Source organism: Sulfitobacter sp. THAF37 (assembly GCF_009363555.1).
Lineage (GTDB): Bacteria > Pseudomonadota > Alphaproteobacteria > Rhodobacterales > Rhodobacteraceae > Sulfitobacter.
Window position 1 is genome coordinate 2380431 of the sequence record NZ_CP045372.1, and the last position, 23361, is coordinate 2403791.

The 23361-nt window shown below is 62.7% G+C and carries 23 protein-coding genes, 1 tRNA gene and 1 pseudogene; 18 read left to right on the top strand and 7 right to left on the bottom strand.

Features of this window, described 5'->3' with window-relative positions; translation table 11 throughout:
- The first annotated feature begins 89 nt into the window (after positions 1 to 89).
- Positions 90 to 1310, top strand: coding sequence for an FAD-binding oxidoreductase (locus tag FIU94_RS11605; protein WP_152465949.1), 1221 nt, complete (start codon positions 90 to 92; stop codon positions 1308 to 1310).
- Between the two features lie 57 nt (positions 1311 to 1367).
- Positions 1368 to 2147: a short-chain dehydrogenase/reductase gene (locus FIU94_RS11610; RefSeq protein WP_152465950.1), complete on the top strand. Its 780-nt coding sequence runs from the start codon at positions 1368 to 1370 to the stop codon at positions 2145 to 2147.
- A gap of 58 nt (positions 2148 to 2205) precedes the next feature.
- On the opposite strand, the gene FIU94_RS11615 is transcribed toward FIU94_RS11610, so the two are convergent.
- From FIU94_RS11615 to FIU94_RS11630, 4 genes are all read right to left on the bottom strand, one after another.
- Positions 2206 to 3135 carry an AEC family transporter gene (locus tag FIU94_RS11615; RefSeq protein ID WP_152465951.1) on the bottom strand — a complete coding sequence of 310 codons (930 nt, stop codon included), beginning with the start codon at positions 3133 to 3135 and terminating at the stop codon, positions 2206 to 2208.
- 86 nt (positions 3136 to 3221) lie between these two features.
- Positions 3222 to 4022: an MBL fold metallo-hydrolase gene (locus tag FIU94_RS11620; RefSeq protein ID WP_152465952.1), complete on the bottom strand. Its 801-nt coding sequence runs from the start codon at positions 4020 to 4022 to the stop codon at positions 3222 to 3224.
- A complete protein-coding gene (locus FIU94_RS11625; protein WP_152465953.1) occupies positions 4022 to 4822 on the bottom strand; it encodes a TatD family hydrolase in 801 nt (266 codons plus the stop codon). Before FIU94_RS11625 ends, FIU94_RS11620 begins: the two co-directional genes overlap by 1 nt.
- A 10-nt stretch (positions 4823 to 4832) precedes the next feature.
- Entirely contained in the window at positions 4833 to 5948 is a 1116-nt protein-coding gene (locus tag FIU94_RS11630; protein ID WP_152465954.1) for a DNA polymerase III subunit delta', read from the bottom strand.
- 252 nt (positions 5949 to 6200) lie between these two features.
- On the opposite strand from FIU94_RS11630, the gene FIU94_RS11635 reads away from it, so the two are divergent.
- From FIU94_RS11635 to FIU94_RS11650, 4 genes are all read left to right on the top strand, one after another.
- Positions 6201 to 6923 (top strand): hypothetical protein, encoded by a 723-nt coding sequence (locus tag FIU94_RS11635; protein WP_152465955.1) that lies wholly within the window; start codon positions 6201 to 6203, stop codon positions 6921 to 6923.
- 459 nt (positions 6924 to 7382) lie between these two features.
- Complete coding sequence (locus FIU94_RS11640) at positions 7383 to 7757, top strand: hypothetical protein (protein ID WP_152465956.1); 375 nt, start codon at positions 7383 to 7385, stop codon at positions 7755 to 7757.
- Positions 7754 to 8194 carry an SMI1/KNR4 family protein gene (locus FIU94_RS11645; protein ID WP_152465957.1) on the top strand — a complete coding sequence of 147 codons (441 nt, stop codon included), beginning with the start codon at positions 7754 to 7756 and terminating at the stop codon, positions 8192 to 8194. The genes FIU94_RS11640 and FIU94_RS11645 overlap by 4 nt, the downstream gene beginning before the upstream one ends.
- Position 8195: 1 nt before the next feature.
- A complete protein-coding gene (locus FIU94_RS11650) occupies positions 8196 to 8726 on the top strand; it encodes a hypothetical protein (protein WP_152465958.1) in 531 nt (176 codons plus the stop codon).
- Positions 8727 to 9027: 301 nt separating this feature from the next.
- Here FIU94_RS11650 and tmk read toward each other — a convergent pair whose 3' ends face one another.
- The 3 genes from tmk to FIU94_RS11665 are packed head-to-tail and all read right to left on the bottom strand — an operon-like array spanning position 9028 to position 11732.
- Positions 9028 to 9666, bottom strand: a complete 639-nt coding sequence (tmk, locus tag FIU94_RS11655; RefSeq protein WP_152465959.1) for a dTMP kinase — start codon at positions 9664 to 9666, stop codon at positions 9028 to 9030.
- Complete coding sequence (locus FIU94_RS11660) at positions 9663 to 10814, bottom strand: D-alanyl-D-alanine carboxypeptidase family protein (RefSeq protein WP_152465960.1); 1152 nt, start codon at positions 10812 to 10814, stop codon at positions 9663 to 9665. Before FIU94_RS11660 ends, tmk begins: the two co-directional genes overlap by 4 nt.
- Positions 10815 to 10835: 21 nt before the next feature.
- On the bottom strand, positions 10836 to 11732 hold the full coding sequence (locus tag FIU94_RS11665) for an SPOR domain-containing protein (RefSeq protein WP_152465961.1): 897 nt from the start codon (positions 11730 to 11732) through the stop codon (positions 10836 to 10838).
- Positions 11733 to 11955: 223 nt separating this feature from the next.
- Here FIU94_RS11665 and FIU94_RS11670 point away from each other — a divergent pair.
- From FIU94_RS11670 to urtB, 12 genes and pseudogenes are all read left to right on the top strand, one after another.
- Positions 11956 to 12045: transfer RNA gene (locus FIU94_RS11670), tRNA-Ser, on the top strand.
- A gap of 146 nt (positions 12046 to 12191) precedes the next feature.
- On the top strand, positions 12192 to 13391 hold the full coding sequence (locus tag FIU94_RS11675; RefSeq protein WP_152465962.1) for a site-specific integrase: 1200 nt from the start codon (positions 12192 to 12194) through the stop codon (positions 13389 to 13391).
- A gap of 15 nt (positions 13392 to 13406) precedes the next feature.
- On the top strand, positions 13407 to 14372 hold the full coding sequence (locus tag FIU94_RS11680) for a hypothetical protein (protein WP_152465963.1): 966 nt from the start codon (positions 13407 to 13409) through the stop codon (positions 14370 to 14372).
- A gap of 218 nt (positions 14373 to 14590) precedes the next feature.
- Positions 14591 to 14821 carry a MerR family transcriptional regulator gene (locus FIU94_RS11685; protein ID WP_254702526.1) on the top strand — a complete coding sequence of 77 codons (231 nt, stop codon included), beginning with the start codon at positions 14591 to 14593 and terminating at the stop codon, positions 14819 to 14821.
- A 186-nt stretch (positions 14822 to 15007) separates the two neighbouring features.
- Positions 15008 to 15334, top strand: coding sequence for a hypothetical protein (locus FIU94_RS11690; RefSeq protein WP_152465964.1), 327 nt, complete (start codon positions 15008 to 15010; stop codon positions 15332 to 15334).
- Positions 15327 to 15845 carry a helix-turn-helix domain-containing protein gene (locus FIU94_RS11695; RefSeq protein WP_152465965.1) on the top strand — a complete coding sequence of 173 codons (519 nt, stop codon included), beginning with the start codon at positions 15327 to 15329 and terminating at the stop codon, positions 15843 to 15845. Before FIU94_RS11690 ends, FIU94_RS11695 begins: the two co-directional genes overlap by 8 nt.
- Before the next feature lie 88 nt (positions 15846 to 15933).
- Positions 15934 to 16452 (top strand): hypothetical protein, encoded by a 519-nt coding sequence (locus tag FIU94_RS11700; protein ID WP_152465966.1) that lies wholly within the window; start codon positions 15934 to 15936, stop codon positions 16450 to 16452.
- Between the two features lie 831 nt (positions 16453 to 17283).
- Positions 17284 to 17982, top strand: a pseudogene (locus tag FIU94_RS21035) (DUF5131 family protein).
- 528 nt (positions 17983 to 18510) lie between these two features.
- On the top strand, positions 18511 to 19071 hold the full coding sequence (locus FIU94_RS11710) for a hypothetical protein (RefSeq protein ID WP_152465967.1): 561 nt from the start codon (positions 18511 to 18513) through the stop codon (positions 19069 to 19071).
- 62 nt (positions 19072 to 19133) lie between these two features.
- Complete coding sequence (locus tag FIU94_RS11715) at positions 19134 to 19505, top strand: hypothetical protein (protein WP_152465968.1); 372 nt, start codon at positions 19134 to 19136, stop codon at positions 19503 to 19505.
- Positions 19506 to 20077: 572 nt separating this feature from the next.
- Positions 20078 to 21364: an urea ABC transporter substrate-binding protein gene (urtA, locus tag FIU94_RS11720; protein WP_152465969.1), complete on the top strand. Its 1287-nt coding sequence runs from the start codon at positions 20078 to 20080 to the stop codon at positions 21362 to 21364.
- 67 nt (positions 21365 to 21431) lie between these two features.
- Positions 21432 to 23360 carry an urea ABC transporter permease subunit UrtB gene (gene urtB / locus FIU94_RS11725; protein ID WP_152465970.1) on the top strand — a complete coding sequence of 643 codons (1929 nt, stop codon included), beginning with the start codon at positions 21432 to 21434 and terminating at the stop codon, positions 23358 to 23360.
- Position 23361: the final 1 nt, after the last annotated feature.

Consider the following 23361-nt stretch of genomic DNA (forward strand, 5'->3'; position numbering starts at 1 on the left):
CGAACCGAAAGGCCACCGTATGACGTTCCTCCGCGTGCCGCGACACCGCACCGGCACCCCGGCGCCCCAGCCCGACGACCGTTGCCGACATGGCTGAGTTCATCGTCCTTGGCGCCGGTATGGTCGGGATCGGCACGGCGCTGGCCCTGCAGGCGCAGGGTCATGCGGTACGGGTGATCGACCGCCGTGGCCCGGGAGAAGAGACCAGCCACGGCAATGCCGGTGTCATTCAGGCAGAGGCCCGCGTGCCCTACGCCATGCCGCGCGATTGGGGGACGCTGATCCGCTATGGGCTGGGGCGCAGCAACGACCTGCGGCTGGACGCCCTTGCCCTGCCGGGTGCCGCGCGTGCCTTGCTGGACTACTACCGCCATTCCGCGCCCTCAAGGCTCGCCGCGGCGGTCCCCCATTACGCCGCGATCATCGGGCGCGCGACCGAGGATCATGGCCATCTGGTGGCCGCCGCAGGGGCGGACCATCTGATCCGGCGGACCGGCCTGGGCGAAATATATCTTTCGGAGCGGGACCTGGACAGCCGCGCGCGCGACGCCGACGACCTTGCCAAGGCGCATGGGTTGGCGTGGCGCCGCCTCACGGGTGACGACCTGCGGGCCGAAGAGCCGGACCTGACCGACACGCCCGCCGGGGCGATCGTCTGGAACGACAGCTGGAGCACGCCGGACCCCGCCGCGCTGGTGCGCGCCTATGCCGGGCTTTTCGAAAACCGGGGCGGCACGGTTCTGCAAGCGACGGTGCGCGGCGTCACGCAGAGACCGGCGGGATGGTGCGTGACCCATGACGACGGACAGCTCAATGCGGCGCATCTGGTGGTCGCGCTGGGGCCATGGTCGCCTGACTTCCTCAAACCCCTCGGCTACCGCGTGCCGATGGTCCGAAAGCGGGGGTACCACGGGCATTTCGATATGAAGGGCGGGCTGACGCGGCCCTACGTTCTGGCCGGCCACGGGGTGGTGATTTCGTCCATGACACGGGGCCTGCGCATCACCACGGGCGCGCATCTGGCCCGCGCCGATGCGCCCCCCCATGCGGGGCAGCTGGCGACCGGGGCGGCAGCGGCTGGCAAACTGGTTGCCCTGAACGGGGCCGTGCCCGACAGCCGCTGGCAGGGGGTGCGCCCCTGCCTGCCGCGCATGTTGCCGATGGTGGGACGGGCCCCCCGGCACGAGGGGCTTTGGTTCAATTTCGGGCATGGTCATCAGGGGTTGACCCTAGGGCCGACGACGGGCCGGGTGCTGGCCGACATCGTCGGCGGCAGGCAGGACGAACTGGCACGGGCGCTGGCCCCCTGATCCTGCCCTCGCGGTAGCCCGGATGTTGGATGAAACGCGGACAAGAAGGAGCGGCGGATGGATCTTGAACTGACGGGAAAGCATGTGCTGGTGACTGGCGCCTCCAAGGGGATCGGTCTGGAAACCGCCCGGGTCTTCGCGGCGGAGGGCGCGCGGGTGACACTGGTATCGCGGCGTGCCGAGGCGTTGGAGGCGGCGGTTCAGCAGGTGAAAGGACAGACTGGCGGCGCGGTCGATTACATCGCCGCCGATCTCTCCGACGACAGGGCGCGCGCAGACCTTTTCGATGCCGCGCCGGATATCGACATACTGGTCAACAACGCCGGTGCCATCAGGTCGGGCCCGCTGTCGGACCGCACGATGGACGACTGGCGCACCGGGTTCGAGCTGAAGGTCTGGGGGTACATCCACCTCTGCATGCTCTATGCGCCGCGGATGCGGGCGCGGGGCGCGGGCACCATCATCAACGTCATCGGCATGGGCGGCCGGGCGGTGCGGTCGTCCTATATCATCGGGGCCGCAGGCAACGCGGCGCTGATCGGGTTTACCAACGCGCTGGGGGCCGAGACGCCACAGGACAACGTGCGGGTCTTCGGCATCAACCCCTCCGCCACGCTCACCGACCGGATGACCGACCGCCTGCGCGCCGCAGCAAAGGATCGCCTCGGCGATGAGAACCGCTGGGAAGAGCTGCTTGACCCGGACAGGTTCCCCTTCGGCAGGCCCGCCCAGGCGCAGGAAATCGCGTCGCTTGCCGTCCTGCTGGCCAGCGCGAAGGTGCATTACCTGTCGGGCACCGTGGTCGACATCGACGGCGGCGGCCAATGGGCGGGGTAAGTTGGCCTGCCAGGCCGGCTGTATCGCGCCCCGTAGGAAGCACGCTCTCGGCCGGGTCTCAGGCCAGTGCCTCCAGCCACAACCAGACGCTCAGCAGCGAAAGCGCGGTCGCGATCAGCACCGAAGACGCGGCGACGCGGCGGCCCCTGCCATACATGTTGGCAAAGATATAGGCGTTGAACCCCGGTGCCATGGCGGCGGTCAGCACGCCGGACCGGAATGCGTCCTGCGGCAGGGACAGGGCGCTGCCGAACGCCCAGACCAGCGCGGGGTGCACCAGAAGCGTGATCAGGCAGACCAGCGTGATGGCGATCTTGTCGCCTTCGGGGCGATACTGGATCAGCACGCCGCCCAGGGCAAACAGTGCGGCGGGCAGCGCGGCGCGGGCAATCAGCGACAGCGCGTCGTCCACGACGTCCGGGATGGGCACCCCGGAGAAGTTCACCACAAAGCCCGCCATGATCGCCAGCACCAGCGCATTGCTGAACATTGCGCGCCCCACGGAGAGCGCAAGGCGGGCCTTGGACTGGCCGCGGTTCAGGACGACTTCCATCACGGTGATCCCCAGCGCGTAGCAGAAGGGCGAATGAACGGCGATGATGGCGTAATTGCCGGTCAGCGCATCCGGCCCGTAGGCGCGTTCTGCGATCGGCAGCCCCAGCAGGACGGAGTTGGAGAACAGGCAGCAGAATCCGATGGCCACGCAATCCTCCCAGGGGCGGCCCAGCAGCAGGCGCGACCCGAACAGGCCGAGCCCAAAACAGATCGTCGCGCCCGCGTAGAAGCTGACCAGCAACGCCGGGCTGAAATCGCTGCCAAGGTCGAGCCTGGAGATCGCCTGGAACAGCAGGCAGGGGATCGCGAAGCTTTGGGTAAAGCGCATGACCCCGTCGATGCCGCTGACCGGAAACAACCCGCGCCAGACGGCGACATAGCCGAAACCGATGAGCAGGAAGACGGGCAGGATGACATCGAGCAGGTTCTGCACGGGCGGGGCTTTCGCATTGCGGGATCAAAAGGGGGCGATACCCTTCGGACCCCTCCGGGAACAAATAGGAATGCCCAACATAAGGATCAGGCGAGCTGAAAGGTCAGTACCATGCCGTCATGGGCCGGTTCGATGTGGGCGGGGGTTTCCCCGGCCAGAGTGCGGTAATCGAGATCGTTGTGCATGTTTGTCAGCACGGCGCGCCGGGGGGCCAGCTGTTCGATCCATTCCAAGGTCTGCGCCAGGTGACTGTGGGTCGGGTGCGGGTCGCGGCGCAATGCGTCCACGATCCAGCAGGTCAGCCCCTGCAGGTGCGGCATCGCCGCGTCGGGGATGCTGACCACATCGGGCAGGTAGGCCACGTCGTTCATCCGGAACCCCAGCGCGTCGATGCCGCCGTGGTTCACCGTGAAGGGGGCAAAGGTCAGCGCACCGCCCGGGCCGTCGATGGTCACGTCGCCTTCGATATCGTTCATCTCCAGGATCGGCGGATACATCGACCCTTCGGGACGGATGAAGGCGTATCCGAACCGCTCCATCAGCGCGGCGCGGGTCGGGGCATCGGCCCAGACCGGCAGCCGTGCCCGCATGTTGATCACGATCATGCGCAGATCGTCCAGCCCGTGCACGTGGTCCGCGTGCGCATGGGTATAAAGCACCGCGTCCAGCCGTCCCACGCCAGCATCCAGCAGCTGGCTGCGCATGTCGGGCGAGGTATCAATCAGCACCGTGGTCGTCCCCGCGTCAGTGACCCGTTCGACCAGCACCGAGCAGCGGCGGCGGTGGTTGCGCGGCTCTGACGGGTCGCAGTCGCCCCACAGGCCCCCCAGGCGGGGCACGCCCCCCGAAGACCCGCATCCCAGGATGGTGACTCGCATTTCCGCCATCAGGCGGCCCGATCGTATTGCGCGGCCTTGCGGAACAGCCGGTCAAAGTTCGCCTGTGTCCGGCGCGCGAAATCGGCATAGTCGAGGCCGAAGGTTTCGGCGGCGCGGCGCGCGGTATGGGCGGTGAAGGCGGGCTCGTTGGTCTTGCCCCGGTGCGGCGGCGGCGCAAGGTAGGGGGCGTCGGTCTCGACCAGGATGCGGTCCAGCGGCGCCGCGGCAAAGATGTCGCGCAGCGCGCCGGACTTGGGAAAGGCGGTGATCCCCGACATGCTGAGGTAGAACCCCAGGTCGAGCGCCGTCCGGGCCAGCGCCTCCGACGAGGAAAAGCAATGCATCACACAGCTGTAGGCACCGTTGGCGTATTCTTCGGACAGGATCGCGGCCATGTCGTCATCGGCGTCGCGGGCATGTATGATCAGCGGCAGGCCGCTCTCGCGGGCGGCGGCGATGTGGATACGCAGCGAGGTCTTCTGCACCTCGGCGCTTTCGGAAGTGTAGTGATAGTCAAGCCCGGTTTCGCCGATGCCGACCATCTTGGGATGCCGGGTCAGCGCCAGCAGGTCGTCCACACTGACCAGCGGCTCGGCGGCGGCGGACATCGGGTGCGTCCCCGCGGCATAGAAAACCGGCGCATGAGCCTCGGCGATGGCCCGCACGGCAGGTTCATTGCGCAGTTTCGTGCAGATCGTGACCATCCGCGTCACGCCCGCCTCCGCCGCGCGGGCGATGACCTGCGGCAACTGGCCTTCGAAATCGGGGAAATCGAGGTGACAGTGGCTGTCGGTAATCTGGGGAGTCATGCCTGTTTTCCTATCGCGGCGCGTGTTCTGCGATCCTGTGCAGGGTATCTAGGACCAAGGCGGCAGGGTCAAGGTTGACCGCCAGCCCGTGCTGCGCACGATCGGAAACTTCCTGCGCGAGGTTGGCCCAGACGCGGCCCTGCTGCGGCGTGGGGGCCAGCCGGGTCAATGCCTGCGCCTCGTTCGGCGCGGCCTCTGTCTCCGGCGCGGCACCGGTCGCGCCCGTGCGGGCGAGCCGCGCCAGCATCAGGTCGATCAGGCTGAACAGCAGCGTCAATTTTTCCTCCGCCCCCCGCTGGGCCGCGGCTTCGGCCAGCTTGATCGCGCGGGCGCGGTCCAGGCGCGGCATCGACGACAGCAGCGCCACCAGTTCCGCGTAGATCTGCAGCCCACCCATCAGCGACAGCCTCAGCGCCCCGCCGACCGATCCGACGGAGAGTTCCGCCAGCGCCGCCGGATCGCCCTCGACCGCCACATCCGACGCCGACAGCGCCGCCGCCATCTGATCCGGCGAAAGGGTGCCCAGCCGAAGCGTGCGGCAGCGCGACCGGATTGTGGGCAACAACCCAGAAGGCTGGTGGCTGATCAGCAATAGCGTGGCACGTTCGGGGGGTTCCTCCAGCATTTTCAACAGCGCGTTGGCGGCGTTCACGTTCATCTCGTCCGCGTTATCGACGATGACCACTCTGCGGCCGCCGTCAGCGGCGGAAAGCTGGAAAAAGCCGTTCAGCGCGCGGATGTCGTCGACGACAATCTGCTTGCGCATCCGTTTGGTGTCCGGGTTCACGGTCCGGATCACCGATTTCAGCGCCCCTTCGCCGCCCGAGGCAATGCGCCGCGACACCGGGTGATCGGCGGGGATCTCAAGCGTGGTGGGCGTGGGCGTGGCGAACATCCCGCCCGCGTCGGCGTCGGGCGTGGCCAGCAGGAACCGCGCGATGCGCCACGCCAGCGTCGCCTTTCCCACGCCGCGCGGCCCGGTCAGAAGCCAGGCGTGGTGCAGCTTGCCGGTGGTCCAGGCATCCAGGAACGCGGCCTCGGCCTCTGTCTGGCCAATCAGGACCTGCGTATCGCGCGGGTGCGCTGCACCGCTGATTTGATCCGGGGGAAGGGCATCGTCGCTCATGCAGTCCGTTTATCACGGATCGCGGCGGTTGAAAGGGTGGGCAGCGGTCGTCTGCAACCTGGGGTGGAGCGTCCGGACGGCCAATCCGGTCAGCGGTGCCGAATTGCCATGTTCTCCCCCGATCGGGGGAGTGACCGCAAACCGCTTCACAGGGCTAGTGATGCCATGGTTTCGTTCGTGTTCCAGGCCCTCGGCAGAGGTTGGCACGGCGTCCATCTGATTTTGTCATCGAGTCACGAAGGGGAATTACCAGTGAATTATCAAACCATATTGCGGGCAGGTCTGTTGGGCGTGTCCTGCCTGTCGTTGACCGCCTGCCTGGGCAACGGCAATGGCGGCGCCATCGGCGGTGGTGGTGGCGGCGGCGGTGGTGGCCCAGCCACGACCCGGGCCGAATACGATGCCAAGTTCGACCAGCTTCAGAACACCACCAGCCTGGCGCCGACCAGCGTGGAGCTTGTCGGGCAGGGCACTTTCCGCGGCAATACGTTGCTGAACGTCTTCACCAATGACCAGGCGGCCACCGAAGGCTACGCGCTGGGCGATCTGGAAGTGCAGGCGGATTTCGACAATGAAACCATTTCCGGCACCGCCACCAACTTCCGCGGCGAACTGGGCGGGAATCCCTTCACGCTTGAGGGAACACTGGACAGCGCCGACGGCATCGCGCCCTCGACCCTGCAGGAAGAAACCCAACCGATCATTCTGCCGCCCGGTCAGGCGCCTATTCCCGGCGCGCCCACCGAAATCGTGACCAACGGCTTTGCCGTGAACATGGGAGGCGAACTGTCGGACCCGGTCAGCGGCAGCATCGGCCAGGTCAACCTTGGCATTGGCGGTACTTTCCTTGGCCCGATCGGCGGCGGACAGGCGCAGGCGGCGGCCGGACCGGCCACCGTGGTCGTGTCTGATGAACCCGGCGGCGCGCTGATCCGTCTCGGCGGTGCCGGTACATTCGTGCTGGAGCGCGAATAACACCTCCCGACCTCGCGATCTTTCTGGAAGGCCCCGTTCGCGGGGCCTTTTGTGGTCTTCGCGGCAGGTTTTCGTCGCCCGCCGGATGCTGCGAAGGACAAAGGACACCGATGGGGACTATCAAACAGGATCGACATCCGTGTGCAGGCGGCCTGAGAATGTGGAAATGGGTGCAGCCAGGGCCGGATCGGCCCCACGGGCCGACGCTTTGGCTGCGCTTGATGCGTAACTTAGAGCGAGGATGTACTTGGCTGCGATTAAGTGTGTGCGATCAAATGTCGGCAGCGCCGTTCTCCGGCACCGCGACACTGGCCCGCTCAACGCCCTGCGCATTGCAGAACAAGCGCGTGGTCCAACACCACGTCTCCCCGATCCAGCCAGGCCGATTGTCCCGCTTGACCAATCCCCAAACCTTTCTCAGGGTTGGATTTGAACAAACCTGAACGGGTCATTTGAGAGATGGACAAGAACACCTTCGCGGAGCGGCTGGCGCAGTCCATGGCCGGGACGTCCGACGGGATACTCAAGTACGCACAGCAACCTGTCGGCCGAGGCGTTTCTGCCGCGCGCAAGGCCCGCGCGCAGTGGATGTCAGAGCTGGACGAAGCGCAGCGCCCGTGGCTTCATCAGCTGGTGGAAGAGGGCGTGCATGCTGGTGTCTTTGGCGTGCTCTGCGTGCTCGATCACGTCAGGTCCCTTGAAGATGTCGGCGAAAAGGGCACCTTCACATTGACCTACACGTCCCCTTCCGGAGAGCAGACGCAGATCAACCCGGAGAGCGGCGAGATGCTGCACGATCTTTACAACTGGTTCAGCCGGGACGCGCATGGATGAGGAAAGGCCGCAAACCGACGCCATCCACCCTCGCGCCCGATACACTCGATCTGCTGGAACGTGTGCTCGACGCCAGGCTTCCCCCAGCATACCGAGACTGGCTTGCCACGCGCAACGGGCAGTTGCCCGAAAAACGCCTGATTACCTTCGTGGAAAACGGGAAAGAGACCGACACCCGACTGCACTATCTCTACGCAGTGAACTCCGAACACGACTATGATGACCTGTGGCACTTCAACTCGAATTACGGCGGTGATTTCCGGCCACGGTATCTGAGCATCGGAGGGGACACCTTCGGAAATGCCATCCTTCTGGCTGTCAAGGGGCCGAACCACAGGCAGGTCTTCTTTAGCGATCACGAAGTTCCCTTCGACGTCGGCCTGCATTTCATCGCCCCCGGTTTCGAGGCCTTCATCGACGGATTGACGGAAGGCTGACATGCGCAAGTGCACATATTTCTACGCGACCCCTGCCGATTTCCATGCGCTGATGGAGCTGGTGGAGGCGGACGAAACCTTTGTCTATCTGGTTCACCCCGACATCCGGTCGCCCGAGGTCCGGGTTTACGAGCACGCCCGCGACATTCCGGATGTCCTGCGGATATTTCCGGGACACTTCGTTCACGATCTTTTCCTCGTGCCGCCCGGCACGCAGGTTCGGGCAGCAGCGCATGAGCATGTCACCGGAACGCGCTATGCGCTAAGGCCGAGAGAGCTGTCTTCTGCCGTCGTCCTTCAGCTTTGGGGCGAACACCCCGATGGTGCCTTGCTGCGCTCTCGTTTTTACCTTCATGGGACAGCGCCCGCGGCCCGCAGGCTGGAGGCCACGCTTTTCCGGCACATGCGCCGGACCTTCCGCAATATGAGCGGTCCCAAAGTCGGCGTCGAGGCGTTTGAACAGCTTATTGAGGGACGCCGATTGACCTTCGATGTGAATGCCCCGGCTGAGGCGGATCTGCGGGTCGGTTAGATCAACTCTGTCTGGTGCCCGGGCATCGCGGACCAATGGCCGCGCACGGCGCGGAGCATGGCAGCGCAACCGACGAATGGCCTTGTCCGGCGGGCCGAAAGCGGAGGCCGTGCGCGACCGGTTTGACCGGCATTCAGAGCTTGGAACAGAAATTTTCGGCGTCTTCTGCGTCTCGCCCGGCGATAAAGACCGTCTGCGGGAGGGCGAACGAATGGCGGCCCTGGGGCAGGCCATCGGGATGCGATGCCGGGAAAGGATCAGCGCGGAGATTGAGAGCGCTAGGTTTCCTGCCCGCCGGCAGTCAGGCGGGCCGCAGGGAGCCAAACCGCTCCGCCACCGCGCGGACATCGGCGGCGACGGCCTCGACATCCCGTGCGCCGTCGACGATCCGGTAGCGGTCAGAGAATTCATCGGCCAGTGCCAGAAACCCGGCGCGCATGGCCTTTTGCAAGTCTTCGCCGAAATCCTCGAACCGTTCCTCGGCCCCCCTGCGGGAAAGCGCGCGGCTGAGCCCTTCCGACGGGTCCATGTCGATCAGGATGGTCAGGTCCGGCTCCAGGCCGATCATAAGATCGTGCAGGCTGTCCACCACGCCACGCAGGTCGCCGCGCGACATGCCCTGATACATCCGTGTTGAATCGGCAAAGCGGTCGCAGACGACAACCTTGCCCGCCGCCAGAGCGGGGCGGATCGTGCGTTCAACGTGGTCGCGGCGCGCGGCGGTGAAAAGCAGGATCTCGGTCTCTGCCGACCAGCGATCGGGATCGCCCTGCAGCACCAGCGCGCGGATTTCTTCGGCCCCGGGGGACCCGCCGGGCTCGCGCGTCAGGATCACGTCACGCCCGGTATCGCGCAGATGATCGGCGAGAAGCCTGGCCTGGGTGGATTTGCCCGACCCGTCGATGCCTTCGAAGCTGATGAACAGCCCCTGGCTGCTCACGAGGCTTCCTGCGGGCCTGCGTTCAGGCGCGCCAGCAGGTGCTGTGCCGCGGCGGCCAGCTTGATCATGAAACCGCCGGGGGCGACATCGTCGGAGGCCACCAGCGGCACGCGGACTTCGGGCAGCCCGTCGCGGGTGATGACCAGTTCACCCAACTCGGCGCCCTTTTCAATTGGCGCCTTGAAGGGTTCCTGATAGATCGCTTCGGCCGTGACATCGTTGCTGCCGGTATAGGGCGTCAGCATGGTCAGCGTGTCCTTAAGCTCCAGCCCCACGGTCTGCACGGCCCCCAGGGCCACGGGCACCTCGGTGATCCGGGTCCCGGCCTCGCCCAGCGTGCGTTCGGAAAACTGGCGGAAGGCCCAGTTGACGATCGCCTCGGATTCCTGCGCGCGGGCCTCTGCCGTCTCAAGACCCGAGATCACAAAGACCACCCGGCGGTCGCCTTGCTTGGCCGAACCGACAAGGCCATAGCCCGCTTCGGTGGTATGCCCCGTCTTCAGCCCGTCCGCCCCGATGCCGAGCGACAGCAGCGGGTTGCGGTTATACCGGTTGGAGGCTTCGTTTTCGTCAAACAGGAACTCGGTCTCGGCGAACATCGGATAGAACTGCGGAAAGTCGGTGATCAGCCGGGTCGCGACCAGCCCGAGGTCGCGCATCGACATGCGGTGGCCGGGCTTGGGCCAGCCGTTCGAGTTCATGAAGGTGGAATTGGTCATGCCCATCTGCTGGGCGCGGGTCGTCATGTCGCGGGCAAAACGCGCCTCCGTGCCCGACAGCGCCTCTGCCAGAACCACGCAGGCGTCATTGCCCGACAGCACGATGATGCCGCGCAGCAGATCCTCCACCGACACACGTTCGCCCTGTTGCAGGAACATGGTCGAGCCGCCGTAGGCCGCCGCGTCCGCGGAAACCAGAAGCTCGTCGTCAAGTTCCAGCCTGCCGTTCTCCAGCGCCTCGAACGCCATGTAGAGCGTCATCAGCTTGGACATGGAGGCAGGCGGCAGCGGCTGGTCGGCATTCTTGGCCAGCAGAACGGTCCCGGTAGACAGGTCATAGACATAGGCGGCGCTCGCCTTGGTCTCGAAGGCGTGAGCGGGAAGGCTGAACAGGATCAGCGCCAGGCAGGCAGCGATGCGGCGGATCATGGTCTTGGGAGACTCCTAATGTTAGCTCGATACGGCGTAGGCGTCCGAAAAACCCTCGCCCTTGATCTTGTCGATCAGGGTGTTGAGCTCGGACGTGCCGGAGGCCGGACCGACAACGACACGCCAGAACGGCTTGCCGTTGATTTCCGATTTCTTGACGGTCGGCACGAGTCCCGCGCCGCGCATCTGTTTCGCCGCACGTTCGGCGTTGGCTTCGACACTGAAGATGCCGATCTGGACGTAGGGCTTGCCGAGGCTGGTGGCGGGCTTCGCCACCGGCGCGGGGACGGGGGCAGGGGCCGCGGGCTGTGCCGCCGCCGGTGTCGCAGGTGCAGGGGCCTGCGCCGTCGCGGCCGTCTGACCGGCGGGCGCGACCGGGTCGAGCGTGGCTTCAGTCACCTCCGAAGGAGCCTGCACGCTTTGCGCCGCGGCCTCGGCCTCCGCGCTTTCCTCGGCCTCTTCGCGGCGCAGGGCAACGACGTTCAGCGTCGCCGGGGCGCCGGCAAGCACACCCAGTGCCGCCGCGGCATCCGAGGACATCTGCAGCTTCGGCCCCGGCAATTCGCGCTCGCGACGGAACAGGGCGCCGATCACGAACTTGTCATTCGCTTCGTTGCGGATGATCACCCGCTCCGGTTCGGTCACATCGGGGTGGGCGACCCAGACGCCCCCCAGCGAAGGACGCCCGTCCCACAGGCCCTCGTCGGTGACGTTGAACACCTCGGGGGCTTCCACGTCGCGTTCTACCAGCTTGGTGGATCGGGTGGTCCCGGCGGTGGCGGTCTGTGCCTTGGGCTTGAGAAAGCCGAATTGTCCGGTGTCCTCGCATCCCGCCAGCATGCCTACCGACAGCGCCAGACCTGCCATCAGTGTCGCGCGGCCTGCGCGGCTGTGGGGGCGGGAGTTTAGCCTGCTCATCTGTTTTCGTCCTTGCCTGCGGACCTAAAAGGTCAATTTCCGCCGCACATGCGGCAATGCTTAACACCCCCTTGCCGAGGGTTTTGCGCAGTCTAACGCGCAAGCGACAGCCTGAAAAGGCTGGGCTGCAGGGATCGGCAAATTTCCCCGTCCGCCGCCGGACCGATATCGGGCTTTGGGGATTTGCCGAATCGAATGCAGCAGACTAGGAGGGGAACATTGCGGAGGTTTGGCAGAGTGGTCGATTGCACCGGTCTTGAAAACCGGCGGGCGTGAGAGCGTCCCCAGGGTTCGAATCCCTGAGCCTCCGCCAAGACGACATTTTCCCCAGTTTCACCAGATGGCCTAGGATAGCGTAACCCGCTGTCCCTGTGGGCTTTCGTGCTTGCCCAAGGTTTCTGTGGCTTTCATTCGGTTTCACCTGTACGTTTTCATTGCGTGGTATGAAGGGTGGTACGAATGGCGGCGCTGGCGGGCAAGCTGACGAAACGACTGGTGGAGAACCTGGGGCCGGGGCGGCATGGCGACGGCGCGGGCTTGTATCTGGTGGTGGACCCGTCCGGCGCGCGCCGCTGGATCTTGCGCGTCACGGTGAAAGGCCAGAAGAACCAGAAGGGCGCGCCGCTGCGCACCGACTTCGGACTGGGCGGCGCTGACGTGGTGACACTCAACACAGCGCGCGAAAGGGCGCTGGAGTATCGCCGCATGGCGAAGTCCGGCCTGAACCCGCGCTTCAATGCCCAGCGCGAGGTGCCGAGTTTCGAGGAACTGGCGCAGCAGGTGCACATTGACCGGATGCCGACGTGGAAGAACGCCAAGCACGGCGCGCAATGGCTCAACACGCTGCGCGACTACGCCTTCCCCAAGATTGGACGGATGCCGGTCGATGCCATAGGGCAACCCGATGTGCTGATGTGCCTCTCCCCCATCTGGACCGACAAGCACGAAACGGCGCGGCGACTGGCCCAGCGCATCAAGACGGTGCTGGACGTGGCGCGGTCGCGCGGGTTCCGCGAGGGCGAGAACCCCATCACGGCGGTGAAGGAAGCCGGGGTGCTGCCCAAGGTGAAGGTGAAGGCGGTGCACCATGACGCGATGCCGTGGCGCGACGTGCCAGCTTTCTATGCCGAACTGGAGGCGCGCACCGCCACGGCAGCAAAGGCGCTGCAATTCACGATCCTGACCGCCTGCCGCACCTCCGAGGTGCTGGGGGCCACATGGGACGAACTGGACCTAGAGGCGCGCCTGTGGACGATCCCGGCAGCGCGGATGAAAGGCGGGGTGGTGCATCGGGTGCCGCTGACCGACGAGATGCTGCGGGTGCTGGAGTCGGTGCGACCCTTGGGCGGTGCCTACGTCTTCCGGGGGCAGGCAGGCGGCAAGACGCCGGAGGAACGGGTGCAGAGCAGGCCGCTGTCCAACATGTCGATGCTGATGCTGCTGCGGCGCATGGGGCGCGAGCCATTCACGGTGCATGGGTTCCGGAGCAGTTTCCGCGATTGGGCTGGGGAGGAAGCGGGCGTGGCCCGCGAGGTGGCCGAGGCCGCGCTGGCGCATCAGGTGGGGTCGGATGTGGAGCGCGCATATGCGCGGTCGGACTTGCTGGAGCGGCGGCGAAAGCTCATGGATGACTGGTCAGGTTATATGCAAAACGAATAGTAGCTGGAGAACGACATGGCGCTTAAGAGCAATTTTGAAGGGCTGGATTTTTGGCGGCTAGCAGACGAGCTTTCTGTGATTGATGCAGCCTTCCTAACCCTAATGTTAGAACCTGGTGACTTCGAGCTACTTTCCCCCAATAGTCCAATGGCGTCTCAGATTCGCCAGAACAGCGGATGGGGGAAGTATGACAATACCGAGCGGGTTGACCTCGAAGAAGGAATAGGAATCGCTGCTTCGGAATTCAGAGCGGTATTTAAGGCAATCCGGTCTGCTATCCTTTCTGATAAGCTGCCTGCTAGGGTCGTAAATCTAGGCCGTTCGCCTGGTTATAGCTGGTATGGAGATATGTATCTGCCTATTCCGGGAGACGAGTCTGAGCGTACACTTTACTATAGCTACACGTTCTACAGCGGGCGCACGTCGATATTCAGCAACAGCGACTCTGTCCTGACCGACAAAGACACTGACGAAGAGCGCAAGATATACATTGTAAAGGAGCCTGACTGGCATCAGACAACCGTGGAACTGGATGCTTTGTGTGCATGGTTCAAGTCGCGCGGCGTAGCACCGTTATTTTTCTTTCCTGAGGGAATTCCGGATGGGTTCCGAGATAAGGACCACGCTAGATACTCCGCAAAGCTGGCGACGGCTGTAGCTGCTTGGGAGACTATCCCGCGACCCGCCAAAAACAAAAGCGTCAAGCAGACGCTGACGGACTGGATCATCAGCAACGGCGTGCGCTTTGGGTTGGGCAATGAGGATGGAACGGTTTCGGCGACGGTTGCCGAGGAAGTCGCAAAAATTGCGAACTGGAACACCAGCGGAGGTGCGACTCCAACCTATACTGAACTTGACGATACTAAGGGCAGTGCCAACGCAGAGGTGCGCAATTTTGCCGAGGTTCCGCAACCCGAGCGCCATGAATACGCGTCTGGTTCTGCTCCCCGCCGCGATTTGGACGACGATATTCCGTTCTGATAGGCTAGGTAACCCTAACCTAAGGGGTGGGGCCAGCACATTGAAATAAATTGACTTTTCACTGACCGGCGGTCGCGGTGGTGCATCTGCGCCGCAATCTTGCCAACCGAGCGACGTTGACCTCAATACAGGAAAAGCTGACCTGAGGTGCTATCGCACTGACCCAATCTCTACGCAGGTTAAAGGCACTTTTTGGCTTCCTAGAAAGGGGAACACCAATGGCCAGCAACCGACTGCAATTCAAGGGCATCCTGGACGACGACCGGATATTCTTCCCGGAAGACCCCGAAATGCGCATCTTCGGCAGTATCGAAAAACTCGCCCAATGGAGGCATCGAAACCGGGGACCAGCCTATATCCGTATCGGTCGGCGCATCGGCTATCACGGCACGGATTTGAACTCTTACTTGAGCGCCCAGCGCACCGACCCGAACGGGGAGGCCGCTTGATGGAAGACCCCAACACCGCACAAGGCGGGGTCAGGGCTTTCCGTGCGGCATCGACTGCCACTGTCGCAAGTCCAGTTGATGCCACATGCAGCCACGATCCCGCAAGCCCGAAGGAAGCCCGTTTCTTTTGGGACCGGCGCAGCAATTCCATCGAGCGCGTCACGCGCCATTTGTGGAGGGGCTGTCATGGGTGAGCACTGGTACAGCAATCCGACGCAAATCTACTTCACCTGCCGCGCTCTGGCGCTGGGCCAGACCCTGAACCACATGGACGTTATCCGGGGGGTGAAAGGCTGGCGGCTGGGGGCAATAGCCCACACCCTGCGCACCGAATACGGCTGGCCCATCGTGACCGAGTATCGAGGGCCGGAGCGCATCGGACATTATCGCCTGCCGAAGTCCTGCGACCCGGCGCGACTCGACTATCCGCCATCGGCCCAGCATTTGGTGGCCGAACTGGTGGCGCTGGACATCCTGCCGCGCGGTGGTCCCGCTGGGGGTGCCGATGCGTAGGAAGGGCAGCAGGAAATCAGGGGAGGGGCAGTTTGCCCCTCTCACCTACGCGATGCTCAAGAGTGATGCCTGGCGCAGCCTGTCCGGTTCTGCGGTGCGGGTGTACTTGGAGCTGCACACGCGCTTCAACGGCAGCAACAACGGCACGGTGCGGCTGTCCTATGCCGAGGCATCGAAGGCGCTGGGCATTGGCAAGGCAACGGTGCAGCGCGCGTTTGACGACCTACAGGCCAAGGGGTTCCTTGTGCTGGTGCGCGGCGGGAACTGGTATCACCGGCAGGCGCACGAATGGCGGCTGACCCACAAGCCCGTACAGAAGGCGAGCGGTCGGGAAAGCCCGACGAACGACTGGCGTTTTTGGCGCGAGAAAAATCCAGAACTCGGTTCTGGTTTGGACCAGAAAGGGGCATCCGTGGTTCCGTTCCAAAACCCTAAGATTACCCTTGGTTCCGATGTGGAACCCGTCAGGGCCGATATGTCGAAGCGCAAGGGTTCTGGTTCGGAACACTGATAGTTACCACTCCCCGGCAGGAAGCGGGCAGGGGGAGGCAAGGCAACCCGGCGGTGCCGATACCGTCCAATCCATCGAGGGCGCTACCATGACGAAGACGACCGACTTGGATACCAAAGCGCCGGAACGCGCCTATCCCCGGATGACCTTCGGGGAGGGCAACACCCTGACGTGCACCACAGGGGCCGAGGGGGAGATTCCGGCCCTTCTGGGCATGAAGACCAAGGATGCCGCGCTGGCCGTCTTTTACAGCGCGCTGGAGGCGCTGGGCGTCCACGCCGAGGCCAAGGCGCAGATGGTGGCCGCTATGTATGCCGAGCTGGAGCCGCGCGACGGCATCGAGGCGATGTTGGTAGGCCAGATGACCGCAACCCATATCGCGATGACAGTGGCCGCAGCGAAGATGAGCGGGGCCAGCATGTATGCGGTGCGGGAAAGCCATGAACGATCCATGACACGCCTGAGCCGGACGTACCTGGCCCAGATGGACGCGCTCAAGAAATACCGCGCCAAGGCGCAGCAGGTTGTGCGGGTGGAGCGGGTGACGGTGCATGACGGTGGGCAGGCCATCGTGGGCGACGTGCGGCACGGTAGGGGCGGGGGCTGATGAAAACCGACGCTAACCCCATGCACCCTGCCCAGCGCCTGCAAGACGCGCCACGGTGTACGGCTAGGGCCAAGCGGTCGGGCAGGCGATGCCTTTCCCCAGCAAAGAGGGGCCACACGGTCTGCCGTATGCACGGCGCGGGCGGTGGTGCACCCTGCGGTGCCGCCCATCCCAACTACCGGGACGGCCTGCGGTCGAAAGAGGTGCGGATGGTCAGGGCGATGGTCAAGGCGCTGGGCGACGTGTAAGGTGCCGTTGTCTAAATTGTGGCGGTGCGGATTCGGCACCCTGCGCCGGTCCCCGGATGCGCAGTCCTAAGCTTTCTGGCTCCCCCATCCCCCGGCCCGAATTGGCGAAAATCAGAGCATGGTGTGGTATGGATTGTGGTACGATTTTTCGCGTATAGAGATTTTTTAATTTATTGCAGATACTTATCGGAGGTGTGCGGATGACTGAGCCTCCGCCACTTACCCCTGCGAAAGCGTTCTCCCGATTCGGCTGCGGCCGGATTTTTCCGTTGTTTTCGGGGGGTATGCGGGTGGGGCTGAGCGCTGGCCCCTGCGCCGGGAGGCACGGAAGCGGTCTCTCAAGGTCGATATTCTCTGGACCTCTCGACTGAACGTATTCGGTGCAGAGCCTGCAAGTCTCTGGAAAAATATAGAAAGCATGGTTCTCACCAAAACACTTCGACGGTAGTCGCATCCGTGAGGCGGGACAGAAATCGAACCGGCTCTGGGACGCTGGTCGGCGACCGATCTGCGCGCCCCATGTTCCGGCTTTGTCCCAAGCCGGTGCCGTGTTGGCATTCCAAAAAAATTATTGATGTGGCAGGTGGCGCAGAAATCAGAAATCGAATGGACTGATGCAACGTGGAACCCGGTGACCGGGTGCACCAAGGTCGGTCCGGGATGTGACAACTGCTACGCTGAGCGCTTTGCAGAGCGTTGGCAGGGTATTCCGGGCCACCCCTATGAACTAGGGTTTGACCTGAAGCTTTGGCCGACGAGGTTGAAGCAGCCCGCACTCTGGAAGAAGCCGCGGATGATATTCGTGAATTCAATGAGCGACCTGTTCCACAAGGACATCGACCGATCCTTCGTGGACTAGGTGTTCGATGCCATGGAGCAGGCTGACTGGCATGTCTACCAAGTCCTGACCAGGCGCAGTTCCCTCATGCGAAAGTATGTCCACAATCGCTATCAGGGTGGGCCGGTCCCGCGCCATATCTGGCTCGGTGTCTCGGTTGAGGACTCCGCGCATACCAGCAGGATCGAGCACTTGAAGCAGATCAATTCAGACGCACGCTTCATCTCGTTCGAACCACTGCTCGGCTCAATTGGGGACGTGAACCTGCAAGGTGTTGCCTGGGCTATTGTCGGAGGAGAGAGCGGACCTCGCGCTCGATCAATGGAGGAAGGATGGGCCCGTCAACTTCGGGACGTTTGTGACCGTGACGATGTGGCGTTCTTCTTTAAGCAGTGGGGCGGCGCGAGGCCGAAATCCGGTGGCCGCCTTCTCGATGGCGAATAGTGGAATGGCTTTCCTTGGCAGATTGTTCCCGAACCGATCATTCGCGCCCTACAGCCCGAGGATGCCTGATGCCGCCAAGGATAGAAAACTACCAAGGGCGCGAGCAATCCTTCACCAAGCATCTGTTTCTCAAAAAGTATCTCGAGTCGGCAGCCTACAAGCTGTTTCAAGGCAGATCGCCGGTCTTCAACTTCGTGGACGCCTTCGCAGGCCCTTGGCGGGTATCTGACACCAACAGGTATTCCGACGCCTCGTTTTCCCAAGCCATCGAAACGCTGGAAACGGTTCGTCGATCTTTGCTCGATATGGGGCGTACGGGACTAAAGGTCCGATTTTGTTTCTGCGAACGGAACCCGGCCTCTGTCGAAAAGTTGCGGGAATTCGCGGCCGAGAAGCCGGAGTTCGACATTCGGGTGTTCTCTGGCCCGTTTGAAAACAACCTCGACGGCATAAGCGCTGCCAGCCGGGACGGCTTCACATTCACGTTCATCGACCCCACTGGCTGGAACGTTGAATCCGCCAAGGTCTTTGAATTCCTTCGAGGCCTGGAACGGCGAATTTTTGTTCAACGTCATGGCGGAAGAGGTGAACAGGCACGCCGACTGGGATGGCGTTGCGGCATCTGTCGGCCGTTTCCTGGCGGATCCAACTTGGAAGAATGCCTTCGAGGCAATGCCGGAGGTCTCCAACGAGACCAAAATCCTGCAGCTCTTGAAGACCAAGATGAAAGAGGAGCGGGTCGCCACGTACTTGCCGGACATGGCCATTCGAAAGCCGCGCGAGGATCGGGTCAAGATGCGGCTGATCTTAGGGACTCACAGCGGGTTTGGGGTCGAGGTGTTCCGGACCGTGCAGGAAAAGGTAGAGAAGGAAGCCGTCCGTACGCGTCACGCAATCCAGACAGAGGAAACCGGGCAGTCGCAACTCTTCCCCGAGGATCAGATAGTCGCATTCGAGACCGACCACGACGGAGTCGGATGTTCTGCACATGTCGGCTGGGCGACGGTCGGGCCGCGCGATTCGTGCCCATTGCCCATTCGAGTCCTGAGGGCGATCTGCTGCGTGCCACGATTTGCGACGATGAACTGATCCAGAGTATCGGACGGGGCAGGGGCATCAATCGTGGCCCGCAAGACCCGCTGGAAGTTCATGTGCTTGCCGACGTGGCGCTGCTGCTGGTGCATGACGAGGTGACGACATGGGAGTTGTCGGCGCCCGATCTGTTTCAGAAAATGCTGCTCGCGGGTGTGGCGGTGGACAGTCCGGCAGATGCGACAATGTTGCATCCGGAACTGTTCGCAGGTGAAAAGCAGGCTCAGAAGGCGTTTGAACGGTCGGGATTAAAGCGACAAACGTCTTATAAGGATCCCATAAGGGAAATGTCGCTTAAATCAGCCGCGTACCGTCGTGCTGGGCGAGGGCGGGGTTGGCAGCGTGCCTGGTGGGTCCAAGGAGATTCCTCGGATGTTGAACACCTTCTAAAAGCCCACCTTGGTGTATTGGAAGCTTGGAGGCCAGAGTAGCTCATAGCTTGCGTACGAGAGCGGACGGTCGAGTGAAGCGGGGCGTACGTCAGCTTCGAGCCCAATGTTATCAATGCCGCAAGATGCATGAACGGCAGCAACACACACTAAGCGGATTTTCGTCGTTGGCGGCCCAGAGGTTCGCTTTGCGGACATATTGACGGAAAAATTCAGCTAGTTGCGTCATGCTCAGAACGGATTGCTCCCGACTAGTCAAATCTGGACCCAAAAGAAAGATACCTTCGTGCAGGCCATTTGCAGCGCCTCCATTGCGAATTCGCACGAACATCAACTAAATTCGATGCCTAAATTTTGGAATTATCCAACAAAACCGCGCATAAATTAGGCAGCCGTTCTGCGGCGCAGCATAATGCACCATCAGATGGCTTGTCACACCAACCGACTAAGAATTGGCTCAAGGCAGCTTCGACAAGAGGCGCTACGGACGGGACAATCTTGCAGGATCCACCCCGCCCGCAGCTACAGCAAACGCTGTGTGGTTTAGAAATGGTCCTTTGGCGCATCGCGTCAAGGCGATCCGGGTCTGCCGCACGCCTAAGGGGGATGCCCACATGAAACTTGATATCAAATCGTCACTTGGTGCGACATTCGCACTGCTGATCGCAGGGTCAGCCGCAGCACAGAATTGCGCTGATCCAATCAAGGTCGGCGTGCTGCACTCGCTGTCCGGCACGATGGCCATTTCGGAAACCACGCTGAAAGACACAATGGAATTGCTGATTGCGCAGCAAAACGAGGCAGGCGGGCTGCTAGGCTGTCAGATTGAAGCGGTTGTCGTCGACCCGGCCTCCGACTGGCCCCTGTTCGCGGAAAAGGCGCGCGAACTGCTGACGGTCTCCGAAGTTGATGTCATTTTCGGGGCGTGGACATCTGTATCGCGCAAATCCGCGCTGCCCGTCCTGGAGGAGCTCAACGGGTTGATGTTCTACCCCGTGCAATACGAGGGCGAGGAATCCTCGAAAAATGTGTTCTACACCGGGGCCGCTCCGAACCAGCAGGCGATCCCCGCCACCGATTATTTCCTTAAGGAACTGGGTGTCGAAAAATTCGCTCTGCTCGGCACCGATTATGTCTATCCCAGAACCACCAACAAAATTCTTGAGCAATACCTGATCGACGCAGGCATTCCAAAAGAGAACATCTTCGTCAATTACACGCCTTTCGGCCACTCTGACTGGTCAACAATCGTGTCTGACGTTGTGGAACTGGGTGCGGATGGCAGCCAGGTCGGCGTGATTTCGACCATCAACGGCGATGCCAATATCGGTTTCTACAAGGAACTGGCCGCCGCTGGCATCTCTGCGGATGACATTCCCGTCGTCGCCTTCTCGGTCGGTGAAGAAGAACTGTCCGGTCTGGATACCTCCGATCTGGTTGGCCACCTTGCCGCGTGGAATTATTTCCAGTCCGCCGAATCTGAAGCCAACGACAAATGGGTCGCAGCCTGGAAAGAGGCGATGGGCGAAGACCGCGTGACCAATGACCCGATGGAGGCCCATTACATCGGCTTCAACATGTGGGTGAATGCGGTCAAGGAGGCTGGCACCACCGACGTCGATGCGGTTCGCACGGCCATGTACGGGCAGGAATTTCCGAACCTGACAGGTGGCACGGCGGTCATGTTGCCCAACCACCACCTCGCCAAGCCCGTGCTGATCGGCGAGATCACGGCAGACGGCCAGTTCGACATCATCAGCCAGACCGAAGAGGTCCCCGGCGATGCATGGACGGACTTTCTGCCTGAATCGGCTGCTCTGACCTCCGATTGGAAAGATCTCGGCTGCGGTATGTACAACACCGAGACCGAGACCTGCGTTCAGTTGACCTCGAACTACTGATCTCCTCGCTGCCCCGGATGTCTTGGCGTCCGGGGCAACCCTTGAAGACCTTCACCGAAAGTCAGCCATGATCCGTGTTCTGCTCAGTCTCATCTGGCTTGTGGCATCTGCAGGCCTGGCCGCCGCGCAGGATTTGCAAACAGTCTTGCAAACCCACGCCGAAGAGGTGGCATCGCCGTCACGTGGGTCCGTCAGCGTGGTTTTGGACGATCTGGCCGACCTCGGGTCGCCTCAGGTGTCCGTATTTCTGGAACAATGGGCCGACAGAAATGTCTGGCAGAATGACGAGACCGGCTTGTTCTATATAGGTGAGGAGGATGGCGACGAAATTGCCCTGACCGATCTGGACAGCGGCGAGGAAACGACGGCTGCATCCGACGGATACACCCAATTGCGGCCGAACGGCGGTGTGCGCCGCGTGATCGGGTCAGCGTTGGTGCAATTTCAGCTGACCGATCCCGACCCAGACAGACGCCGCTCCGCGCTTGAGAGTATCGGCAGGCGGGCAGATCCTAGTCAATTGCCCTTGCTCGAAGCCTCGCTCGAGGGAGAGGCAGACCCCGCCATCCGTGCGCGCAAGGTTCAGTTGATCACCTTCCTGACGGCCCGCTTCGGGGGCAACGTGGCGGACCGCGTCGCGGCCATCGAAAGCCTCTCGACCGACACCTCGGTTGAGGCGCGGGGGGTTTTGAACCAGATCCTCTCGACCTCCAATGACGCCACGCAAGGCGAGCCGAATGGCAACATCGCCCGCATCCGCGACCCGTCGAGTGATCCTGCGGCCTTCTACTCAGAACTGGTCGAGGCCGATTTAGCTCCGTCCTTGGTGACGCCTGGCGACATCCGCGCTGCACTCGAGGCCAATATCGTCAATGGCCGCGTCGGTGGTGTGCCGACAGCAACTCTCGGCACCGACGCCGCGCGCGCGCAGGCCTACGCCGCGCTGGCGGCAGATGGTCTCGCGCCGCCGCTGGTCACACAGGCCGATCTGGCTGAAACGCTGTCAGGTTTCACCTTCTTTGAAAAATATGATGAACCCGATGCCACCATAACGGATGCCGCTCGCAAGACCCTCGACGCGGTTGAAACCCGTGTCGGCGTCGCGCAGACAGTCGACCTGACCTTGGATGGGTTGTCGCTCGCATCGATCTATTTCCTTGCCGCAATCGGTCTGGCGATCACCTTTGGCCAGATGGGCGTGATCAACATGGCCCACGGCGAATTCATCATGATGGGCGCCTATACCGGCTATGTCATGCAGTTGGTTGTTCCTGATTACACGGTGTCGCTGCTGATCGCGCTGCCGCTGGCTTTCGCCGTCACCTTTGGGGCGGGCGTCGCGATGGAACGCCTGGTGATCCGGCACCTCTATCACCGTCCGCTTGAAACCCTTTTGGCGACATTCGGAATTTCCATCGCGTTGCAACAGATCGCCAAGAACGTGTTTGGCACGCAGGCGCGTCCATTGACGTCGCCTGATTGGCTGGGGGGCGCGCTGGTCATCTCCGACGTGATCCAGATCAGCTATATTCGCATTGCGATCTTCATCTTGGCGCTCGTTTTTCTGGGGCTTCTGCTTTTCATTCTCAGGCGGACGCGGCTGGGATTGGAAGTGCGCGCCGTCACCCAAAATCCGGGCATGGCGGCGTCAATGGGGATCAACCCGGACCGCATCAACATGATGACGTTTGGCCTCGGCTCCGGCATAGCCGGGGTCGCGGGTGTGGGCATCGGTCTTTATGCGCAGGTCACTTCCGAGATGGGGTCGAATTACATCGTACAGAGCTTTATGACCGTCGTCGTCGGTGGCGTCGGGTCGGTTTTCGGCACTTTGGCGGGGGCGGGCCTGATCGGGTTCCTGCAAAAAGGGATCGAATGGCTGAACCCCTCAAATACCCTGGCCGCACAGACCTACATGATCCTGTTCATCATCCTGTTCATTCAGTTCCGACCCAAGGGCATCGTCGCGCCCAAGGGCCGTGCGGCGGCGGATTGAT